Genomic DNA, 16068 nt, shown 5'->3' with positions numbered 1-16068 from the left:
CTTGTTGGAAACGGCTAGGGTAATAAGGTAGGGGCGGGGTCGGAAAAACGGCTCGGACACACACAGCCCCTGTAAACAGACCGGCAATTATACGCACAAGTCACTCGGGAGGCCGCGATGCTGGAAACTGCGCTCTACGATTGTCCGTATTGTGGTGAAGAAGTCGAAACGACGGTGGACCTGTCCGGCGGCGATCAGGAGTACATCGAGGACTGTCAGGTGTGCTGCAAGCCTATCCGCTTTGTGCTGCAGGTCCATGGCGAAGAGTGGATGCTGGATGTCTACGGCGAGAATGATTGATGCAGCGAATCTATGACCCGGAAAGCCTCCTGGAGGCGCAGATGCTGGTGGGCATGCTGGCCAGCGAGGGGATCGAGGTGCACCTGGTCGGGCGTGACCTGATGGGCGGTGTGGGCGAGCTGCCGATGCAGGGCCTGCTCGGCCTGGCAGTGGCCGATGAGCAAGCCGGCTACGCGCGACAGCTGATCGATGCGTACAATGCCGCCCAGCCACTTGCCGGCGACGAACCGGAGAGTTATCCGGGCACCCTGATCTGTTAGGTTTTATTCGCCCATGTGTGGACGCTACGCCCTGTTTCGCTGGTCCCAGGCCTTCGCCGGCTTGCCGGGGTTCCCCCCGGGCCAGCAGCCTCAATGGAACATCTCGCCCGGTGCCTCGGTGTTGATACAGCGCCAGCTCGAAGGCCAGCTGCAACTGGCCAGCGCCCGCTGGGGGCTGACCCCGGCCTGGCTGACCGACCTCTCCCGCACGCCCGCCCAGGCCCGCGCCGAGACCCTGGCCGAGCAGCCGATGTTCCGTGAGCCGTTCCGCCAGCGGCGCTGCCTGATGCCGGCCAACGGCTTTTACGAATGGCGCGGCACGGCGCGCAAGCGCCCCTATTGGGTGACGCCGGGAGAGGGTTCGGCGCTGTTCTTCGCTGCGGTCTGGGAGATGTATCCGGTGCAGGAGCAGGTCTGGCTGAGTTGTGCGGTGATCACCCAGGCGGCCATGAACCAGCGCCGGCCGCTGATCCTGGATGAGGCCGAGCAGGCGCTATGGCTCGACCCGGATACACCGCTGCCGCGTTTGCACGAGCTGCTGGCCAAACCGCCCGGCGCCCTGCGCGAGCGGGCGCTGGCGCTGTTCGTCAACGACCCGAAGCTCGATGGGCCGGAGTGCCTGACCCCGGCTTGAAGGTTTACTTGTGCTGGCCTCATCGCTGGCAAGCCAGCTCCCACAGGGTTCGGCACAATTGCTGTGGGAGCCGGCGAAGCCTGCGATGAGGCCTGCGCGGTTTACACCCTGAACTGATTGATCAAGCGCCGCTGCTGCTCGGCCAGCTTGGTCAGCTCGGCGCTGGCCTGGCTCGACTCGTCGGCACCGCCGGCCACTTCACCGGCCACCTGGCCGATGCTGATCACGTTGCGGTTGATATCCTCGGCCACCGCGCTCTGCTGCTCGGCGGCGCTGGCGATCTGGGTGTTCATGTCGTTGATCACCGACACCGCCTGGGTGATGCTCTCCAGCGATTGCGCCGCGCGGCTGGCCTGCTGCACGCTGACGTCGGTCTTGCCCTGGCTGTCTTCCATCACCTTGACCACCTCGCGGGTACCCTGCTGCAGCTGCTGGATCATCTGCTGGATTTCCTGCGTGGCCTGCTGGGTCTTCTGCGCCAGGTTGCGCACTTCGTCGGCTACCACGGCAAAGCCACGGCCCTGCTCGCCGGCGCGGGCGGCCTCGATGGCGGCGTTGAGCGCCAGCAGGTTGGTCTGTTCGGCAATGGCGCGGATCGCCACGAGGATGGCGTTGATGTTCTCGCTGTCGCGTGCCAGCTCCTGCACCACGGTCACGGCGCGGCCAATCTCGCCGGCCAGTGCGCTGATCGAGTGCGAAGTGTCGCGCACGATCTCCAGCCCCTGGTTGGCCGCACGGTCGGCCTCGCTGGCGGCCTGGGCCGCTTGGGTGGCGTTGCGCGCCACATCCTGGGCGGTGGCGGTCATTTCCTGCACGGCGGTGGCCACCTGGTCGATCTCGACCATCTGCTTGTGCACGCCCTGGTTGGTGCGGATGGCGATGTCGGCGGTGTGCTCCGACGAGTCGCTGACTTTCTGCACCGAGCTGACCACCTGGCTGATCATGGCCTGCAGCTTGACCAGGAAGGTGTTGAAGCCCTTGGCAATGGCGCCCAGTTCGTCGGCGCGATCGCTTTGCAGGCGGCGGGTCAGGTCGCCTTCGCCCTGGGCGATGTCGTCGAGCATCGCCACCATCTGCCGCAGTGGGCGGGCGATGCCGTGGGCCAGCAGCCAGATCACCAGCAGGCCCAGTGCGGCGATGCCCAGGCCGACAACTGTCATGCCGGCAATGTCGGTGCGGCGTTGTTCGGCCAGGTCCTTCTGCAACTGGTTGACGTCGGCCATCACCGTGCTCAACGGCAGCTCCAGCAGCAAGGTCCAGCGCGCATCGGTGCTGGCGACCTTGAACGGCAGGTACAGCTCGATGCGGTCCTTGCTGGTGTTCACTTCATAATGCAGCGCTTCGCCGCTGAGGCTGTTGAGGGTGGCCGCCTCTTCGCTGGCGAGTACATCGCTGGCCTTTTCGCCGAACTTCGCCGGGTCTCGGGTGTAGGCCACCAGGCGACCGTTGCTCGACACCAGCGCCAGTTCGCCGGCACCGTCGTAGAGCTGGCGGTCGGCGGCGTTGAGCAGGTCCTGGATGAAATTCACCGACAGGTCGGCACCGGCCATGCCCTGGAACTGGCCATCGACCATGATCGGTTCGACGAACGACGCCAGCATGACCATCTTGTCGCCGACCTTGTAAGGGGCCGGGTCGATCACGCAGGCCTTTTTCGACTCTTTCGGGCACAGGTAGTACTCGCTGGCGCGCACACCGGTGGCCAGCACCGTGCGGTCATTGACGTCGGCCAGTTGGTCCTGGCCGAGGCTGCCGTCGTCGTTGCGGAACCACCAGGGCAGGAAGCGGCCGTTGGCGCTGTCGATGCCGGCCAGCTTGCTGCCGACGTAGCGGGCGTCGTCATGGTCGAGGGCATTGGGCTCCCAGCCCAGGTACGCACCCAGCACCGTCGGGTTGACCTCCACGGTGCGCTTGAGCTGGTTGATCAGGTGTTCACGGTCGACCCGCATCAGCGGGCTGCCATCGGCGGCCTGCATGCCGAGCATGGCATTGCTGGTGGCCAGGCCGCGGGCAATCGACAGGGGCGCCTCGAGGCCGCGCTGGATCTCGCTGACCTGGGTGCGGGCCAGGGCCGCCAGGCGCTGCTCGATCACGCTTTCGAACTGCTTCTGTGTGCGCTGTTCCACCAGCGCCTGGGTGCGTTGCCCGGAATACACGGCGTAGAGCACCAGCGCCGCGACAATACTCAACACGATGGCACCGGCCAGGGCGGCCACGGAAAACTGGATCGACTTGAACTTCATGAAAAGCTCCGCGCGCAAGGAGGTCGTATCCCAGGGTTATCGGCGGGCTAATACCAAAGCATGAGGGGGGTGTAAGAAATCTTACCTGCGGCTCTGGTCGAGGCAGGCGACTGGGCCTAGGATACGCGGCATGTAAAAAGGGAGTGTTTTCATGCGTAAGTCATTCGTTGTCAGCATGTTGAGCGCCAGCGTCCTGCTGGGCGGCTGCCAGGCGGTCAATACCACCAGCGGCGGCGCCGTGGGCGTCGAGCGCAAGCAGTACATGTTCAGCATGCTCTCGACCGATGAGGTCAACCAGATGTATGCCCAGTCGTACCAGCAGACCCTCGGCGAAGCGTCGAGCAAGGGCGTGCTGGACAAGAGCAGCGCCGACGCCAAGCGCGTGCAGGCCATCGCCGACCGCCTCATCGCCCAGGCTCCAGTGTTCCGGCCGGATGCCGCGCAGTGGAAGTGGGAAGTCAACGTGATCAAGAGCGACGAGCTCAATGCCAACTGCGGCCCGGGCGGCAAGATCATCGTCTACACCGGCCTGATCGATCAGCTCAAGCTGACCGACGCCGAGATCGCTGCGGTGATGGGCCACGAAATCGCCCACGCCCTGCGCGAGCACGGCCGTGAAGCGATGTCCAAGGCCTATGGCGTGGAGATGGCCCGCCAGGGCGCGGGTGCCTTCCTCGGCCTGGGCCAGGACAGCATGGCGTTGGCCGACACCGTGGTGAACTACGCCATGACCTTGCCCAACAGCCGCAGCAACGAGAACGAAGCCGATTTGATCGGCCTGGAACTGTCGGCCCGCGCCGGCTACGACCCGAACGCCGCGATCACCCTGTGGAACAAGATGAGCAAGGCTTCCGAAGGTGCGCCGCCTGAGTTCATGAGCACCCACCCGGCTTCCAGCAGCCGGATCGCCTCGCTGCAGGCAGCGATTCCGAAGGTGATGCCGCTGTATCAAGCGGCCAAGAAGTAAGCCGTTTCAACGGGGCGCTGTGCGCCCCTTTTCCTAACGGGTCTGCACGTCAACTGTAGGAGCGGCCTTGCCGGTCCGGCGCCCCGGCAAGGCCGCTCCTACAAAAAGACCGTTGCTCCCGTCTCTTGCCACTCTCAGCCTATCCAGCCACTGGTCTTCATCGCCGAATACACCGCGACGATCGCCAGTACCACGAACGCCGCCGCCGCCAGGCGCCGGATCAGCGTCAGCGGCAGTTTCTCGGCCGCGAAGTTACCCGCCAGCACCACCGGCACGTTGGCAATCAGCATGCCCAGGGTGGTACCGATGATCACCATGATCAGGTGCGGATATTGCGCCGCCAGCATCACCGTGGCGACCTGGGTCTTGTCGCCGATCTCCGCCAGGAAGAACGCGATCAGGGTGGTCAGGAACGGCCCGAAACGGCGTGCATTGCTGCTTTCGTCATCGTCCATCTTGTCCGGTACCAGCGTCCACAACGCTGTGGCGGTGAAGCTTGCGGCAAGGATCCAGTGCAGCACCGATTCGGTGAAGAAGCTGCTCACCCAGGCACCCACGGCGCCAGCGGCGGCATGGTTGGCCAAGGTCGCGGCGACGATGCCGGCGATGATCGGCCATGGCTTGCGAAAGCGAGCAGCGAGGATAAGGGCGAGCAATTGCGTCTTGTCGCCGATTTCGGCGAGCGCAACGATGGCGGTGGGGACCAGCAGAGATTCCAGCATCAGGTTTCCTACGGGGGCGGGTCGACACGGCTATGACACGTACAGCCTCCCCGCCCCGGGTAAGGTGTGCGTGTCATAGGTCTTGTCAAACCCTGGATCCGTCTGCGCGGATCGTGGGTCGTACGCGCCATGGCCTGTGGGCCAAGTGTGTTGACGCGTACCGGGCGAGCAGGGCGCTCGCGGGAGACTACTCCCCTAGGACGGAGCGGATTCTGCCTACACCGGGCTCATTCGGCAAGCGCTGTTTTCAGCCGCGGGTTGCCCGGTAGATGCGAAAGCCCTGTGCTTCGGCGCGAATTTCGCAGTTGCCGAGCGCGCCTTCGATCAAGGGTTGGTAGCGCAGGAAGCTGTTGGCGACCAGGCGAATTTCGCCGCCTTTTCGAAGATGTTCGCCCGATTTTTTCAGCAGGTTCTCCGAGGCTTGGTAGTCGGTATGCACCCCGGTGTGGAAGGGCGGGTTGCTCAGGATCAGGTCCAGGTCGGCCGGGGCGGCATCGATGCCGTCACCGCTGATCACCTCGCCTTCTAGATTGTTGGCCGCCAGGGTCAGGCGGCTGGCGGCAACGGCGAAGGCATCCACATCCAGCAGGGTTATCCGGCTGTGGGGGTAACGCCGTTTGACCGTTGCACCCAGCACGCCGGCGCCGCAGCCGAAGTCCAGCACATGGCCGCCCGCCAGGCCGTCGAGGTGCTCCAGCAACAGTGCCGTGCCCTTGTCCAGGCGGCCATGGCTGAATACGCCGGGCAGGCTGATGACCTGCAGCGGGCCATCGGCCAGCGGCAGCTCGAAGCGCTCGGCCAGGCTGTGCAATGGCTTGGCCTCTGGGGCGTTGTCGACGGTGACCTGCCACAGCTGGCAGTGCCGCGCGCTGTCCAGCTTGCGCGGTTTGCCAAAGGCCTGCAGCAGCTTGGCCGCACCTTCGATACCGCCGCGTTTTTCACCCACCAGGTACAGCACACGGCCGGCCATGCCGGACGCCAGTGCGTTGAGCAGGTAAGCGGTCAGCTCGCGGGATTTGGGCAGGAACAGCACAGCGCAGTCGAAGGCCACCGCGGGCACCTCGACGCCATAGTGGCTGCGCCCGGCGAAGCGGTTTTCAAGTACCGCCTGATCGCCGGCATGCCAGGTCCAGGCATGGGCCGCAGGCAGCTGGCCAAGCAGGCCATCGGCCTGGGCGCCAGCGATCAGCAGCGGGCCCTGGAACAGGTCCGCCTGGCGGAGCAACACTTCACTGCGCGGGTCCATGGACGATGCCTCCTGAAAAAAGTGGCGCAGTGTAGCAGAGGCTTGCGTCGATCAGCCGACCACTCGCCGTGGCTGGCCGGCGAAGAAGGCCAGGGCGTTTTCGGCCAGCTGGCCGACGATGCGCTGGCGCGATTCCACCGCGCCCCAGGCGCTGTGTGGGGTGATGATCAGGCGCGGGATGTCGCCGGCCAGCAGCGGGTTGCCATTGACCGGTGGCTCGACGCTCAGCACATCGGTAGCCGCACCGCCCAGATGGCCGCTGCGCAGGGTGTCGGCCAGTGCCTGCTCGTCGATCAGCCCGCCGCGGGCGGTATTGACCACCAGGGCGCCCGGTTTGAGCAGCGCCAGTTCGCGGGCGCCGATCATGTGCCGGGTCTGGTCGTTGAGCGGGCAATGCAGGGTGAGGGCGTCGACTTGTGGCAGCAGCTCTTCCAGCGGCAGGCGATCCGCGCGGGGTGGGCGCCCGGGTATCTGCCCGGTCAGCACGCGCATGCCGAACGCCTCGGCCAGCCGCGCCACCGCGCCACCCAGTTCGCCATGGCCGAGCAGGCCGAGGGTCTTGCCCTCCAGCTCGACGATGGGGAAGTCCAGCAGGCAGAACTGGCTGGCCTTGGCCCACTGGCCGACGGCCACCGCCTGGTTGTAGTCGCACAGCCGTGTGGCCAGCGCCAGCAGCAGCGCCAGGGTGTGCTGCGCCACCGACGGGGTGCCATAGCCCTGGCAGTTGCACACGGTGATGCCCTGGGCGCGGGCGGCGGCCAGGTCGACATTGTTGGTGCCGGTGGCGGCAACCAGGATCAGCTTGAGCTGTGGGTTGGCCGCCAGCGCCTCGGCATCGAGCATGACCTTGTTGCTGATGACCGCGGTGGCACCCTGCAGGCGTTCGGCAACCTGGTCCGGGCGGGTCGCGGCATGCAGTTGCAGTTCGTCGAATTGAGCGTGCAGGGGCGAAAAGTCGAGGTCGCCGAGGTCGAGAGAGTGGTGATCAAGAAACACGGCACGACGTGGGCTGGGCATTTGCGGCTCCGGTCAGGGCAAAGGTGTTCGGCTAAACGCGGGTTTGCCCCGCGCAGAGGCCTCAGGATGCTGCACGCAGTGTCAGTTCCGCAGGCGCCGCTCGTCAACGACGGCGGCCCGACTCATACCTGCGCCAGCCAAATCATTCCTTCGGCTGATTTGACCGATGCGTCACCGTTCTACAGTAAGTGCCTGAATTGTCCGGCCCGCTTTCCAGAAAAGGGATACCCATGCTGCAGACGCGCATCATCAAGCCCGCCGAGGGCGCTTACCAATATCCACTGCTGATCAAGCGCCTGCTGATGTCGGGCGTGCGCTACGAGAAGACCCGCGAAATCGTCTATCGCGATCAGTTGCGTATCACCTACCCGCAACTGAGCGAGCGCATTGCGCGCCTGGCCAACGTGCTGAGCGCTGCTGGCGTGAAGGCTGGCGATACCGTGGCGGTCATGGATTGGGACAGCCACCGCTACCTGGAATGCATGTTCGCCATCCCGATGATCGGAGCGGTGGTACACACCATCAACGTGCGCCTGTCGCCCGAGCAGATTCTCTACACCATGAACCACGCCGAAGACCGCTTCGTGCTGGTCAACAGCGACTTCGTCGGCCTCTACCAGGGTATCGCCAGCCAGTTGACCACCGTGGAAGGCACCGTGCTGCTGACCGACGGGGCGGACAAGAGCGCCGACCTTCCAGGCCTGAAGGGCGAATACGAGCAGTTGCTGGCGGCTGCCAGTGCGCAGTACGACTTCCCCGATTTCGACGAAAATTCGGTGGCCACCACGTTCTATACAACCGGCACCACCGGTAACCCCAAGGGCGTGTACTTCACCCACCGCCAGTTGGTGCTGCACACCCTGGCCGAGGCCTCGGTGACCGGCAGTATCGACAGTGTGCGGCTGTTGGGCAGCAACGACGTATACATGCCCATAACCCCGATGTTCCACGTGCATGCCTGGGGCATCCCTTACGCTGCCACCATGCTGGGCATGAAACAGGTGTACCCGGGGCGCTACGAGCCGGACATGCTGGTCAAGCTGTGGCGCGAGGAAAAGGTCACCTTCTCCCACTGCGTGCCGACCATCCTGCAGATGCTGCTCAACTGCCCATCCTCCCAGGGTGAGCACTTCGGCGGCTGGAAGATCATCATCGGCGGCAGCGCGCTCAATCGCGCGCTGTACGAGGCAGCCCTGGCCCGGGGTATCCAGCTGACGGCGGCGTATGGCATGTCGGAGACGTGCCCGCTGATCAGCGCCGCGCACCTGAACGATGAGCTGCAGGCCGGCAGCGAGGACGAGCGGGTCACCTACCGCATCAAGGCCGGGGTGCCGGTGCCGCTGGTGGAGGCGGCGATCGTCGATGGTGACGGCAACTTCCTCCCCGCCGATGGCGAGTCCCAGGGCGAGCTGGTGCTGCGTGCGCCTTGGCTGACCATGGGTTACTTCAGGGAGCCGGAAAAGAGCGAGGAGCTGTGGCAGGGCGGGTGGCTGCATACCGGTGACGTCGCGACCCTGGACGGCATGGGGTTCATCGATATCCGCGATCGCATCAAGGATGTGATCAAGACCGGCGGCGAATGGATCTCGTCCCTCGACCTCGAGGACCTGGTCAGCCGGCACCCTGCGGTGCGCGAAGTGGCGGTGGTCGGCGTGGCCGATCCGCAATGGGGCGAGCGCCCGTTCGCACTGCTGGTGGTGCGCGAAGGGCAGAGCATTGACGCGCGTTCCCTGAAGGAACACCTCAAGCCGTTCGTCGAGCAAGGGCACATCAACAAGTGGGCGATCCCCAGCCAGATCGCCATTGTTACTGAAATTCCCAAGACCAGCGTCGGCAAGCTCGACAAGAAGCGCATCCGCCTGGACATCATTCAGTGGCAGGCCAGTAACAGCGCTTTCCTTTCCACGCTCTGACTGTGTAACGGCCCGTGCCTGATAGGGTGCGGGCCGCATTCTAGAGCGGTCTTGGCCTTGCCAAACGAAAATAATGGGCCATGCTTGAGCACTGCCAGCACAAGGGCCGCTCGTTCGAGGCGGGCCGCAAGCAGGGCGCGCAAATCACACTTTAGAGGGATCAAGCACCTGTGACCGCTGGCTATAGTCGGGCCAGGGGATTTTCAGGAATGGGGGAGGGTGTCGCGCATCATCAATGTGCGGCGCCACGGGCAGGAGCCGGCTTTACCAGGCGCTCGAGCCGTTCTTGAAAGGACTCACTGCCATAACAATAAAGTACATGGAGTAGCGTCGATGACATCTGCAAACCCGTTCTGGCGCCGGGCTAAATTGCCACTGGCAGTCAGCCTCGCTTCTACGCTCGCAAGTCCTGCTTTCGCTGTCAGCTTCAACATCGGGGAAATCGAAGGCCAGTTCGACTCGTCGCTCTCCGTGGGCGCCAGCTGGTCGGCGGCCAACCCGAACAAGAACCTCATCGGTGCCAACAACGGCGGCAGAGGGTTGTCGCAGACCTCCGACGATGGCCACCTGAACTTCAAGAAGGGCGAAACCTTCTCGAAGATCTTCAAGGGTATCCACGACCTCGAACTCAAGTACGGTGACACTGGCGTGTTCGTCCGTGGCAAGTACTGGTACGACTTCGAACTCAAGGACGAAAACCGCGAGTTCAAGAACATCAGCGACTCCAACCGCAAGGAAGGCGCCAAGTCCTCGGGTGCCGAGCTGCTCGATGCCTTCGTCTACCACAACTACAACATCGCCGACCTGCCGGGCACCGTGCGCCTGGGCAAGCAGGTGGTGAGCTGGGGCGAGAGCACCTTCATCGGTGGCGGCATCAACGCCATCAACCCCATCGACGTCTCGGCGTTCCGCCGCCCAGGTGCGGAGATCAAGGAAGGCCTGATCCCCGTCAACATGTTCTACCTGTCGCAGAGCCTGACCGACAACCTCACGGCAGAAGGCTTCTACCAGATCGAGTGGGACCAGACGGTCGTCGACAACTGCGGCACCTTCTTCTCGCAGCCCGACGTAATTGCCGATGGTTGTGACAACAACCTGGCCGTGCTGGCCACGCGTAACAACGTAGCCCGGGGCCTTGGGGCGCTCTCGGGGCCGGCCCTGCGTGCGCTGACGGCACAAGGGGTGAGCTGGGGTTCGCCTGACGAGGGCGTGATCGTGCGTCGCGGGCCCGACCGTGATGCACGCGACAGCGGTCAGTTCGGTTTGGCCCTGCGCTACATGTACGAGCCTCTGAACACCGAGTTCGGCGGCTACTTCATGAACTATCACAGCCGTGCACCGATCTTCAGTGGTCGTGGCGCAGCGTCCCGCTTCTACAACCCGGCCAACCTGGCAGGCGCGCTGATCGGCGCTGGGGTGCCACCCGCTGCGGCAACCAACCCGGCCTTGCTCCAGCAGCTCATGCCGCTGTATGTCGCGGGCAACTCCAGCTACTACGTGGAGTACCCAGAGGATATCCGCCTGTACGGCCTGAGCTTCTCCACCACCTTGCCTACCGGCACGGCCTGGAGCGGTGAAGTCAGCTACCGGCCGAACGCGCCGGTGCAGTTGAACACCACCGACATCCTGTATTCGGGCCTGACGCCGCTTGACCCTAACGCCTCGGTCCTCAAGGGCACGGCGAACACCGATCAGCCAGGCTATCGCCGTAAAGAGATCACCCAGCTGCAAACCACCTTCACTCACTTCTTCGACCAGGTGATGGGTGCAGAGCGCCTGACCATGGTCGGTGAGGTGGGCTGGACCCATGTGGGTGGCCTGGAAAGCACCTCCAAGGCGCGCTATGGCCGTGACCCGGTGTACGGCCCAGGGCCGCTGCCCAATGGCCGTTGCCAAAGCCTGAACGCCAGCACCCTGGCGGCCGCCGACAAGAACAACCTGTCGCGCTACTGCGAAAACGACGGCTACACCACCTCCGACTCCTGGGGTTATCGCGTACGCGCCATCTGGGACTACAACAACGTCTTCGCCGGCGTGAACCTGCGCCCCAGCGTGGCCTGGTCCCATGACGTCGATGGCTACTCCCCTGGCCCTGGCGGCAACTTCGAGGAAGGCCGCAAGGCCGTCAGCCTGGGCCTGGACGCCGAGTACCAGAACACCTACACCGCGAGCCTGTCGTACACCAACTTCTTCGACGGCAAGTACACCACCGTGGATGACCGCGACTTCGTCGCCCTCAGCTTCGGCGTGAACTTCTAAGAACATTGATCCAGGACGACAACAGAATGAAAACGACCACACGTCTGCTGCAAGCCGGTGTACTGGGCCTGTCCCTGTTGGCAACCAGCGTCATGGCTGCGGTTTCCGCCGATGAGGCGGCCAAGCTGGGCGCATCGCTGACCCCCATGGGCGCGGAAAAAGCCGGCAACGCCGATGGCTCGATCGGCCCGTGGGAGCCGCTGTCGAAGAGCGCCGGCAGCGCCGACAGCAAGGGCTTCCTCTCCGACCCTTACGGCAGTGAAAAGCCACTGTTCACCATCACCGCGCAGAACGTCGACCAGTACAAGGCCAAGCTTTCGCCAGGCCAGCTGGCAATGTTCCAGCGCTATCCGGACTCCTACAAGATCCCGGTCTACAAGACCCATCGCGGCTCCACCGTGCCAGACGACGTTTTTGCGGCGATCAAGCAAAACGCCACCAAGACCACCCTGGTAGCCGGCGGCAACGGCCTGGAGAACTTCCAGACCGCCGTACCGTTCCCGATTCCCAAGGATGGCCTGGAGGTGATCTGGAACCACATCACCCGCTACCGCGGCGGTAGCGTGACCCGTCTGGTCACTCAAGCCACCCCGCAACAGAATGGCTCCTACAGCCTGGTGTACTTCCAGGACCAGTTCGTCTTCCGCGACAAGATGAAGGACTATGACCCCGCCAACCCGGGCAACATCCTGTTCTACTTCAAGCAGGAAGTGACAGCACCAGCCCGCCTGGCCGGTACCGTGCTGCTGGTTCACGAAACCCTCGACCAGGTCAAGGAACCGCGCAAGGCGTGGATCTACAACGCCGGCCAGCGCCGGGTACGCCAGGCGCCACAGGTGTCGTATGACGGCCCGGGTACCGCCGCAGACGGCTTGCGCACATCCGACAACCTGGACATGTTCAACGGTGCCCCGGACCGTTACGACTGGAAGCTCGAAGGCAAGAAGGAGATGTATATCGCCTCCAACGCCTACAAGCTGGATGATCCGAAGCTCAAGTACTCGGACATCATCAAGGCCGGGCACATCAACCAGGACCTGTCGCGGTACGAGCTGCGCCGTGTCTGGCACGTGGTCGCCACGCTCAAGCCGGGCCAGCGCCACATTTATGCCAAGCGTGACTTCTACATCGACGAGGACACCTGGCAGGCCGCAGTGATCGACCAGTACGACGGCCGCGGGCAACTGTGGCGTATCTCCGAGGCCCACGCCCAGCCGTACTACAACGTGCAGGTGCCGTGGTACACCCTGGAAGCCATCTACGACCTGCAGTCTGGCCGTTACCTGGCCCTGGGCATGAAGAACGAAGAGAAGAGTGCCTACAACTTCGGCTTCAGTGCCAGCAAGGCTGATTTCCAACCCGCTGCCCTTCGCCAGGCTGGGGTGCGATGAACTGACAGCCAAATACTCCGCGTGATCTCCCAGAACGCCCCGGCTTGCCGGGGCGTTTCTGTTGGTGGGTGGGCCTAATGTCGGGTGACTTCGGGCCTTTTCGATTTATGGCGAGTCATCGACCTGCTTGATGTCCATGGGGAATGTTTCTTTTTGTCGTAGTCTTTTTTGCTAAATCGCCGCCATCATCTTCAAATGCATAGCATTTGCCGCTAGTCTCGCAAAATTCCATACCGCCGTAGTCTTCCAACCAGAACGAGCCGGCCATGACAGACCTGTCCCGTATGCATGGAGTCGCCAGTCAGGCCTTGGGCCTGCTGGACGGGCGTTTCTTCAGGCCACCCCTGCCCGACGCCCACGTACCCAGAGCACGCTTGTGCCAACGCCTGCAGGCAGGGCTGGATGGGCGCTTGCTGTTGGTCAACGCGCCGGCTGGTTTTGGCAAGAGTTCGCTTGCCATCGAGTTCTGCCAGGAGCTGCCTGGCCACTGGCGCAGCCTCTGGCTGGGCCTGAGCCAACGCGACGCCGACCCTGGCCGATTCCTCGAGCGCCTGCTCGAAGGGCTGCAGCAGTTCTGCCCGGCACTGGGCGGGCAGGCCCTGGGGTTGCTGAAGATGCGTCAGCGCCACCAACCCTTTGCCTTCGAAGAGTGGCTGGATGGCCTGCTGGACGAGCTTGCGCTCTATCTGCAGCCCGACACGCCGCTGCTACTGGTTCTGGACGACTACCACCTCGCTCAGGGCGCGGTACTCGATCGCTGTCTGCAGTTCTTCCTCAATCACCTGCCTGCCGGGCTGGTGTTGCTGGTCACCAGCCGCCAGCGGCCAGACTGGCACCTGGCGCGCCTGCGGCTGTCGCGCCAATTGGTCGAACTCAACGAGCAGGACTTGCGTCTGACCCCCGATGAAGCTTTGGCGGTGATTGGCCGCCAACCCACCGGTTTGCGAGGCCAGGCGCTCGACAACCTGATCCAGCGCAGCGACGGCTGGGTGGCCGGGCTGCGTTTCTGGCAACTGGCTGCCAGTGAGTCGGGTGATGAGCATGCCTTGCCGCAGGCATTGCACGGTGGTGAAGGCTTGATCCGGGACTACCTGCTCGAGGAAGTCATCGACATGCTGCCTGCGCCCGTGCAGGGGTTTCTCTACGACACCGCGTCCCAGGAGCGCTTTTGCGCTGAGCTGTGCGACGCACTGCGCGAGCGTGAGGACAGTGCAGAAGTGTTGCGCTACCTGCAGGCCCACCAGGTCTTTCTGGTGCCGCTCGATGAGCACGGGCACTGGTTCCGTTACCACCACCTGTTCTCCGACCTGTTGCGCAGCCGACAAGCCAGCGAGCCTCTGGCGAGCTTGCATTTGCGAGCCTGTCGCTGGTTCGAGGGCCAGGGGCTGCTGGATGAAGCGGTAGAGCAGGCGTTGCGTGCCGGGCATCTCGACGTGGCGGCGGACCTGGTGCAGAGCTTGTCCGAGGAGCAACTGCTGGCCGAGCAGAACGTCGGCATGTTGCTGCGCTGGAAAATGGACCTGCCTGACAGCCTGCTGATCAGCACACCCCGGCTGATCGTGCTGTACAGCTGGGCCCTGGGCTTGGCTTGCCAGCTGGATGCGGCCGAAGAGCTTGCGGGCTATCTGAGCCGCTTCCTGCCGGCACCGTCGGCCACGGCGCAGAAGTCGATGCTGGCCCAGTGGCTGGCGCTCAGCGGTGTGATTGCCCGCGGCCGCGGCGATCGCGAGCGCACCCTGGCTTACTGTACGCAAGCCCTGCGCAGCCTGCCGCGCAAGCGCTACGGGCAGCGCCTGGTGTGTTTGTCCACGCTGTCCAACCTGGCCATCGCCGACGGTGATTTCTGGCGGGCACGTGGCTGGAATCGCGAGGCGCTGGAGTTGGCCCAGCGCGTCGGCAACCCGCTGTTCGAGGCGTTGGCGCATTACGATCGTGCCCGCGTGCTGCATGCCCGTGGCGAAGTGCGACGCGCACTGGATGAAGTGCGTCAGGGCCTGCAGAGGCTGCAGGGGCTGTCGGGGCAGCGGCTGTATGCCGTGCGGGCCCGCCTCACCTTGTACGAAGGCTATCTGCTTGCGGCAAGCCTGCAGCCCGGCCAGGGGCGCGCACGCTTGCGTGCGGGCCTCAGCGAGGCACGTTCCTGCCGTGATATCAGCGTGCTGATCGGCCATTGCGTGATTGCCTCGCTCGATGGTCGTGAAGGGCGCTTCACCGAAGCATTTTCGGAATTGGCCGAGGTGGAGCGGCTGATGCACATCTGGGATGTTCCGCCGATCTTCTACCTGGCCATGATTACCCTGGTGAAGTGCGAGCTGTGGATCGCCCAGGGGCGCACAGACCTCGCCGAGTCCTGGCTGCTGCGCCTGGGCCAGACATACGGCGGCAAGCTGCCCGCCGCCGCGCCGGAGTTCCACCCGTTGCTGCCGTTGCACATCGAGCTGCAGCAGGCGCTGCTCGATCGCGTGCTGCAGCGCCCGCGCGAGGCCGAGTTACGCTTGCTGGCACTGGTCGAGCGTGGCCAGGCCAACGGCGGCATGACACTGGTGGTCAGTGCATTGTGCCAACTGATCGAGCTACTGCTGGCCGAAGGCCGTGAGGCCGAAGCCTGCAAACGCCTGGCGCACGCCATGGAGGCTGCGCAAGGGGGCGCGTTGCAAGCCTTCGCGCGGCTTGTCGAGGAGCACCCGCAGTGGTTGCGCGATCAACTTGAACCGCGAGCTGCCTGCCCGGCCCAGGCTGAGCTGCTGGCGCGCTTGCCCGAGGCGCTGACTATCGCCGTTGGGGCCGCAGAAGCGTTGAGCGCGCGCGAGCTGGCGGTGCTGGAGCTGATTGCCCAGGGCTGTTCGAACCAACAGATCAGCGAGCGGTTGTTCATCTCGCTGCATACGGTCAAGACCCATGCCAGCCATATCAACAGCAAGCTGGGGGTAGAGCGGCGCACGCAGGCCGTCGCCAGGGCCAAGTCACTCGGCGTGCTGGCCTGACGGCTGGCCCAGGTGCGCGCAGGCCGTTAACATAGTGGCCACTGGCTATGTTGGCGTGTTGCCTTTCCGGCTCATCTTTGAACAAAAGCTGCCGATATCCATTTCGGCGCCATGCATTGTCACGCGCCTCCT

General features: G+C 64.2%; 13 protein-coding genes, 1 pseudogene and 1 riboswitch. Of the genes and pseudogenes, 8 read left to right on the top strand and 6 right to left on the bottom strand.

Annotation, left to right across the window (positions count from 1 at the left end):
- Positions 1–117 precede the first annotated feature (117 nt).
- From L6D77_RS02180 to L6D77_RS02170, 3 genes are read left to right on the top strand one after another with little or no spacing between them, the layout of a single operon-like run.
- Positions 118–300: a CPXCG motif-containing cysteine-rich protein gene (locus L6D77_RS02180; RefSeq protein ID WP_045196022.1), complete on the top strand. Its 183-nt coding sequence runs from the start codon at positions 118–120 to the stop codon at positions 298–300.
- Complete coding sequence (locus L6D77_RS02175) at positions 300–560, top strand: putative signal transducing protein (protein WP_110994796.1); 261 nt, start codon at positions 300–302, stop codon at positions 558–560. Before L6D77_RS02180 ends, L6D77_RS02175 begins: the two co-directional genes overlap by 1 nt.
- Before the next feature lie 13 nt (positions 561–573).
- Positions 574–1194 (top strand): SOS response-associated peptidase, encoded by a 621-nt coding sequence (locus tag L6D77_RS02170; RefSeq protein WP_232882027.1) that lies wholly within the window; start codon positions 574–576, stop codon positions 1192–1194.
- Between the two features lie 101 nt (positions 1195–1295).
- On the opposite strand, the gene L6D77_RS27440 is transcribed toward L6D77_RS02170, so the two are convergent.
- Both L6D77_RS27440 and L6D77_RS27435 read right to left on the bottom strand, forming a co-directional pair.
- Entirely contained in the window at positions 1296–2039 is a 744-nt protein-coding gene (locus tag L6D77_RS27440; RefSeq protein WP_373870562.1) for a methyl-accepting chemotaxis protein, read from the bottom strand.
- Between the two features lie 114 nt (positions 2040–2153).
- Positions 2154–2354 (bottom strand): annotated as a pseudogene (locus tag L6D77_RS27435) (HAMP domain-containing protein); the annotation flags it as partial.
- A gap of 1234 nt (positions 2355–3588) precedes the next feature.
- Between L6D77_RS27435 and L6D77_RS02160 the strand changes: the two are divergent.
- Positions 3589–4404 (top strand): M48 family metallopeptidase, encoded by an 816-nt coding sequence (locus L6D77_RS02160; protein ID WP_232882029.1) that lies wholly within the window; start codon positions 3589–3591, stop codon positions 4402–4404.
- 134 nt (positions 4405–4538) lie between these two features.
- Here the strand turns inward: L6D77_RS02160 and L6D77_RS02155 are convergent, their stop codons facing one another.
- From L6D77_RS02155 to L6D77_RS02145, 3 genes are all read right to left on the bottom strand, one after another.
- Positions 4539–5123, bottom strand: coding sequence for a TMEM165/GDT1 family protein (locus L6D77_RS02155; RefSeq protein WP_208642806.1), 585 nt, complete (start codon positions 5121–5123; stop codon positions 4539–4541).
- Positions 5124–5213: 90 nt separating this feature from the next.
- Positions 5214–5335, bottom strand: a riboswitch (yybP-ykoY riboswitch).
- Between the two features lie 38 nt (positions 5336–5373).
- On the bottom strand, positions 5374–6372 hold the full coding sequence (locus L6D77_RS02150) for a class I SAM-dependent methyltransferase (RefSeq protein WP_232882030.1): 999 nt from the start codon (positions 6370–6372) through the stop codon (positions 5374–5376).
- 51 nt (positions 6373–6423) lie between these two features.
- Complete coding sequence (locus L6D77_RS02145) at positions 6424–7389, bottom strand: 2-hydroxyacid dehydrogenase (RefSeq protein WP_232882031.1); 966 nt, start codon at positions 7387–7389, stop codon at positions 6424–6426.
- Positions 7390–7619: 230 nt separating this feature from the next.
- Here L6D77_RS02145 and L6D77_RS02140 point away from each other — a divergent pair, with 230 nt between their 5' ends.
- The 3 genes from L6D77_RS02140 to L6D77_RS02130 all read left to right on the top strand — a co-directional run bounded on the left by L6D77_RS02140 (position 7620) and on the right by L6D77_RS02130 (position 12952).
- Positions 7620–9302, top strand: a complete 1683-nt coding sequence (locus L6D77_RS02140; protein ID WP_232882032.1) for a fatty acid--CoA ligase — start codon at positions 7620–7622, stop codon at positions 9300–9302.
- A 333-nt stretch (positions 9303–9635) separates the two neighbouring features.
- Complete coding sequence (locus tag L6D77_RS02135; RefSeq protein WP_232882033.1) at positions 9636–11561, top strand: DUF1302 domain-containing protein; 1926 nt, start codon at positions 9636–9638, stop codon at positions 11559–11561.
- A gap of 26 nt (positions 11562–11587) precedes the next feature.
- Complete coding sequence (locus tag L6D77_RS02130; RefSeq protein WP_232882034.1) at positions 11588–12952, top strand: DUF1329 domain-containing protein; 1365 nt, start codon at positions 11588–11590, stop codon at positions 12950–12952.
- Between the two features lie 115 nt (positions 12953–13067).
- Here L6D77_RS02130 and L6D77_RS02125 read toward each other — a convergent pair whose 3' ends face one another.
- A complete protein-coding gene (locus L6D77_RS02125) occupies positions 13068–13220 on the bottom strand; it encodes a hypothetical protein (protein ID WP_232882035.1) in 153 nt (50 codons plus the stop codon).
- Between L6D77_RS02125 and L6D77_RS02120 the strand changes: the two genes are divergently transcribed.
- Positions 13219–15936, top strand: coding sequence for a winged helix-turn-helix domain-containing protein (locus L6D77_RS02120; RefSeq protein ID WP_232882036.1), 2718 nt, complete (start codon positions 13219–13221; stop codon positions 15934–15936). The two genes, L6D77_RS02125 and L6D77_RS02120, sit on opposite strands and share 2 nt — an antisense overlap.
- Positions 15937–16068 lie beyond the last annotated feature (132 nt).

The organism is Pseudomonas parasichuanensis, assembly GCF_021601385.1.
Taxonomy (GTDB): domain Bacteria; phylum Pseudomonadota; class Gammaproteobacteria; order Pseudomonadales; family Pseudomonadaceae; genus Aquipseudomonas; species Aquipseudomonas parasichuanensis.
This window is presented reverse-complemented; position numbering and strand designations above follow the sequence as displayed.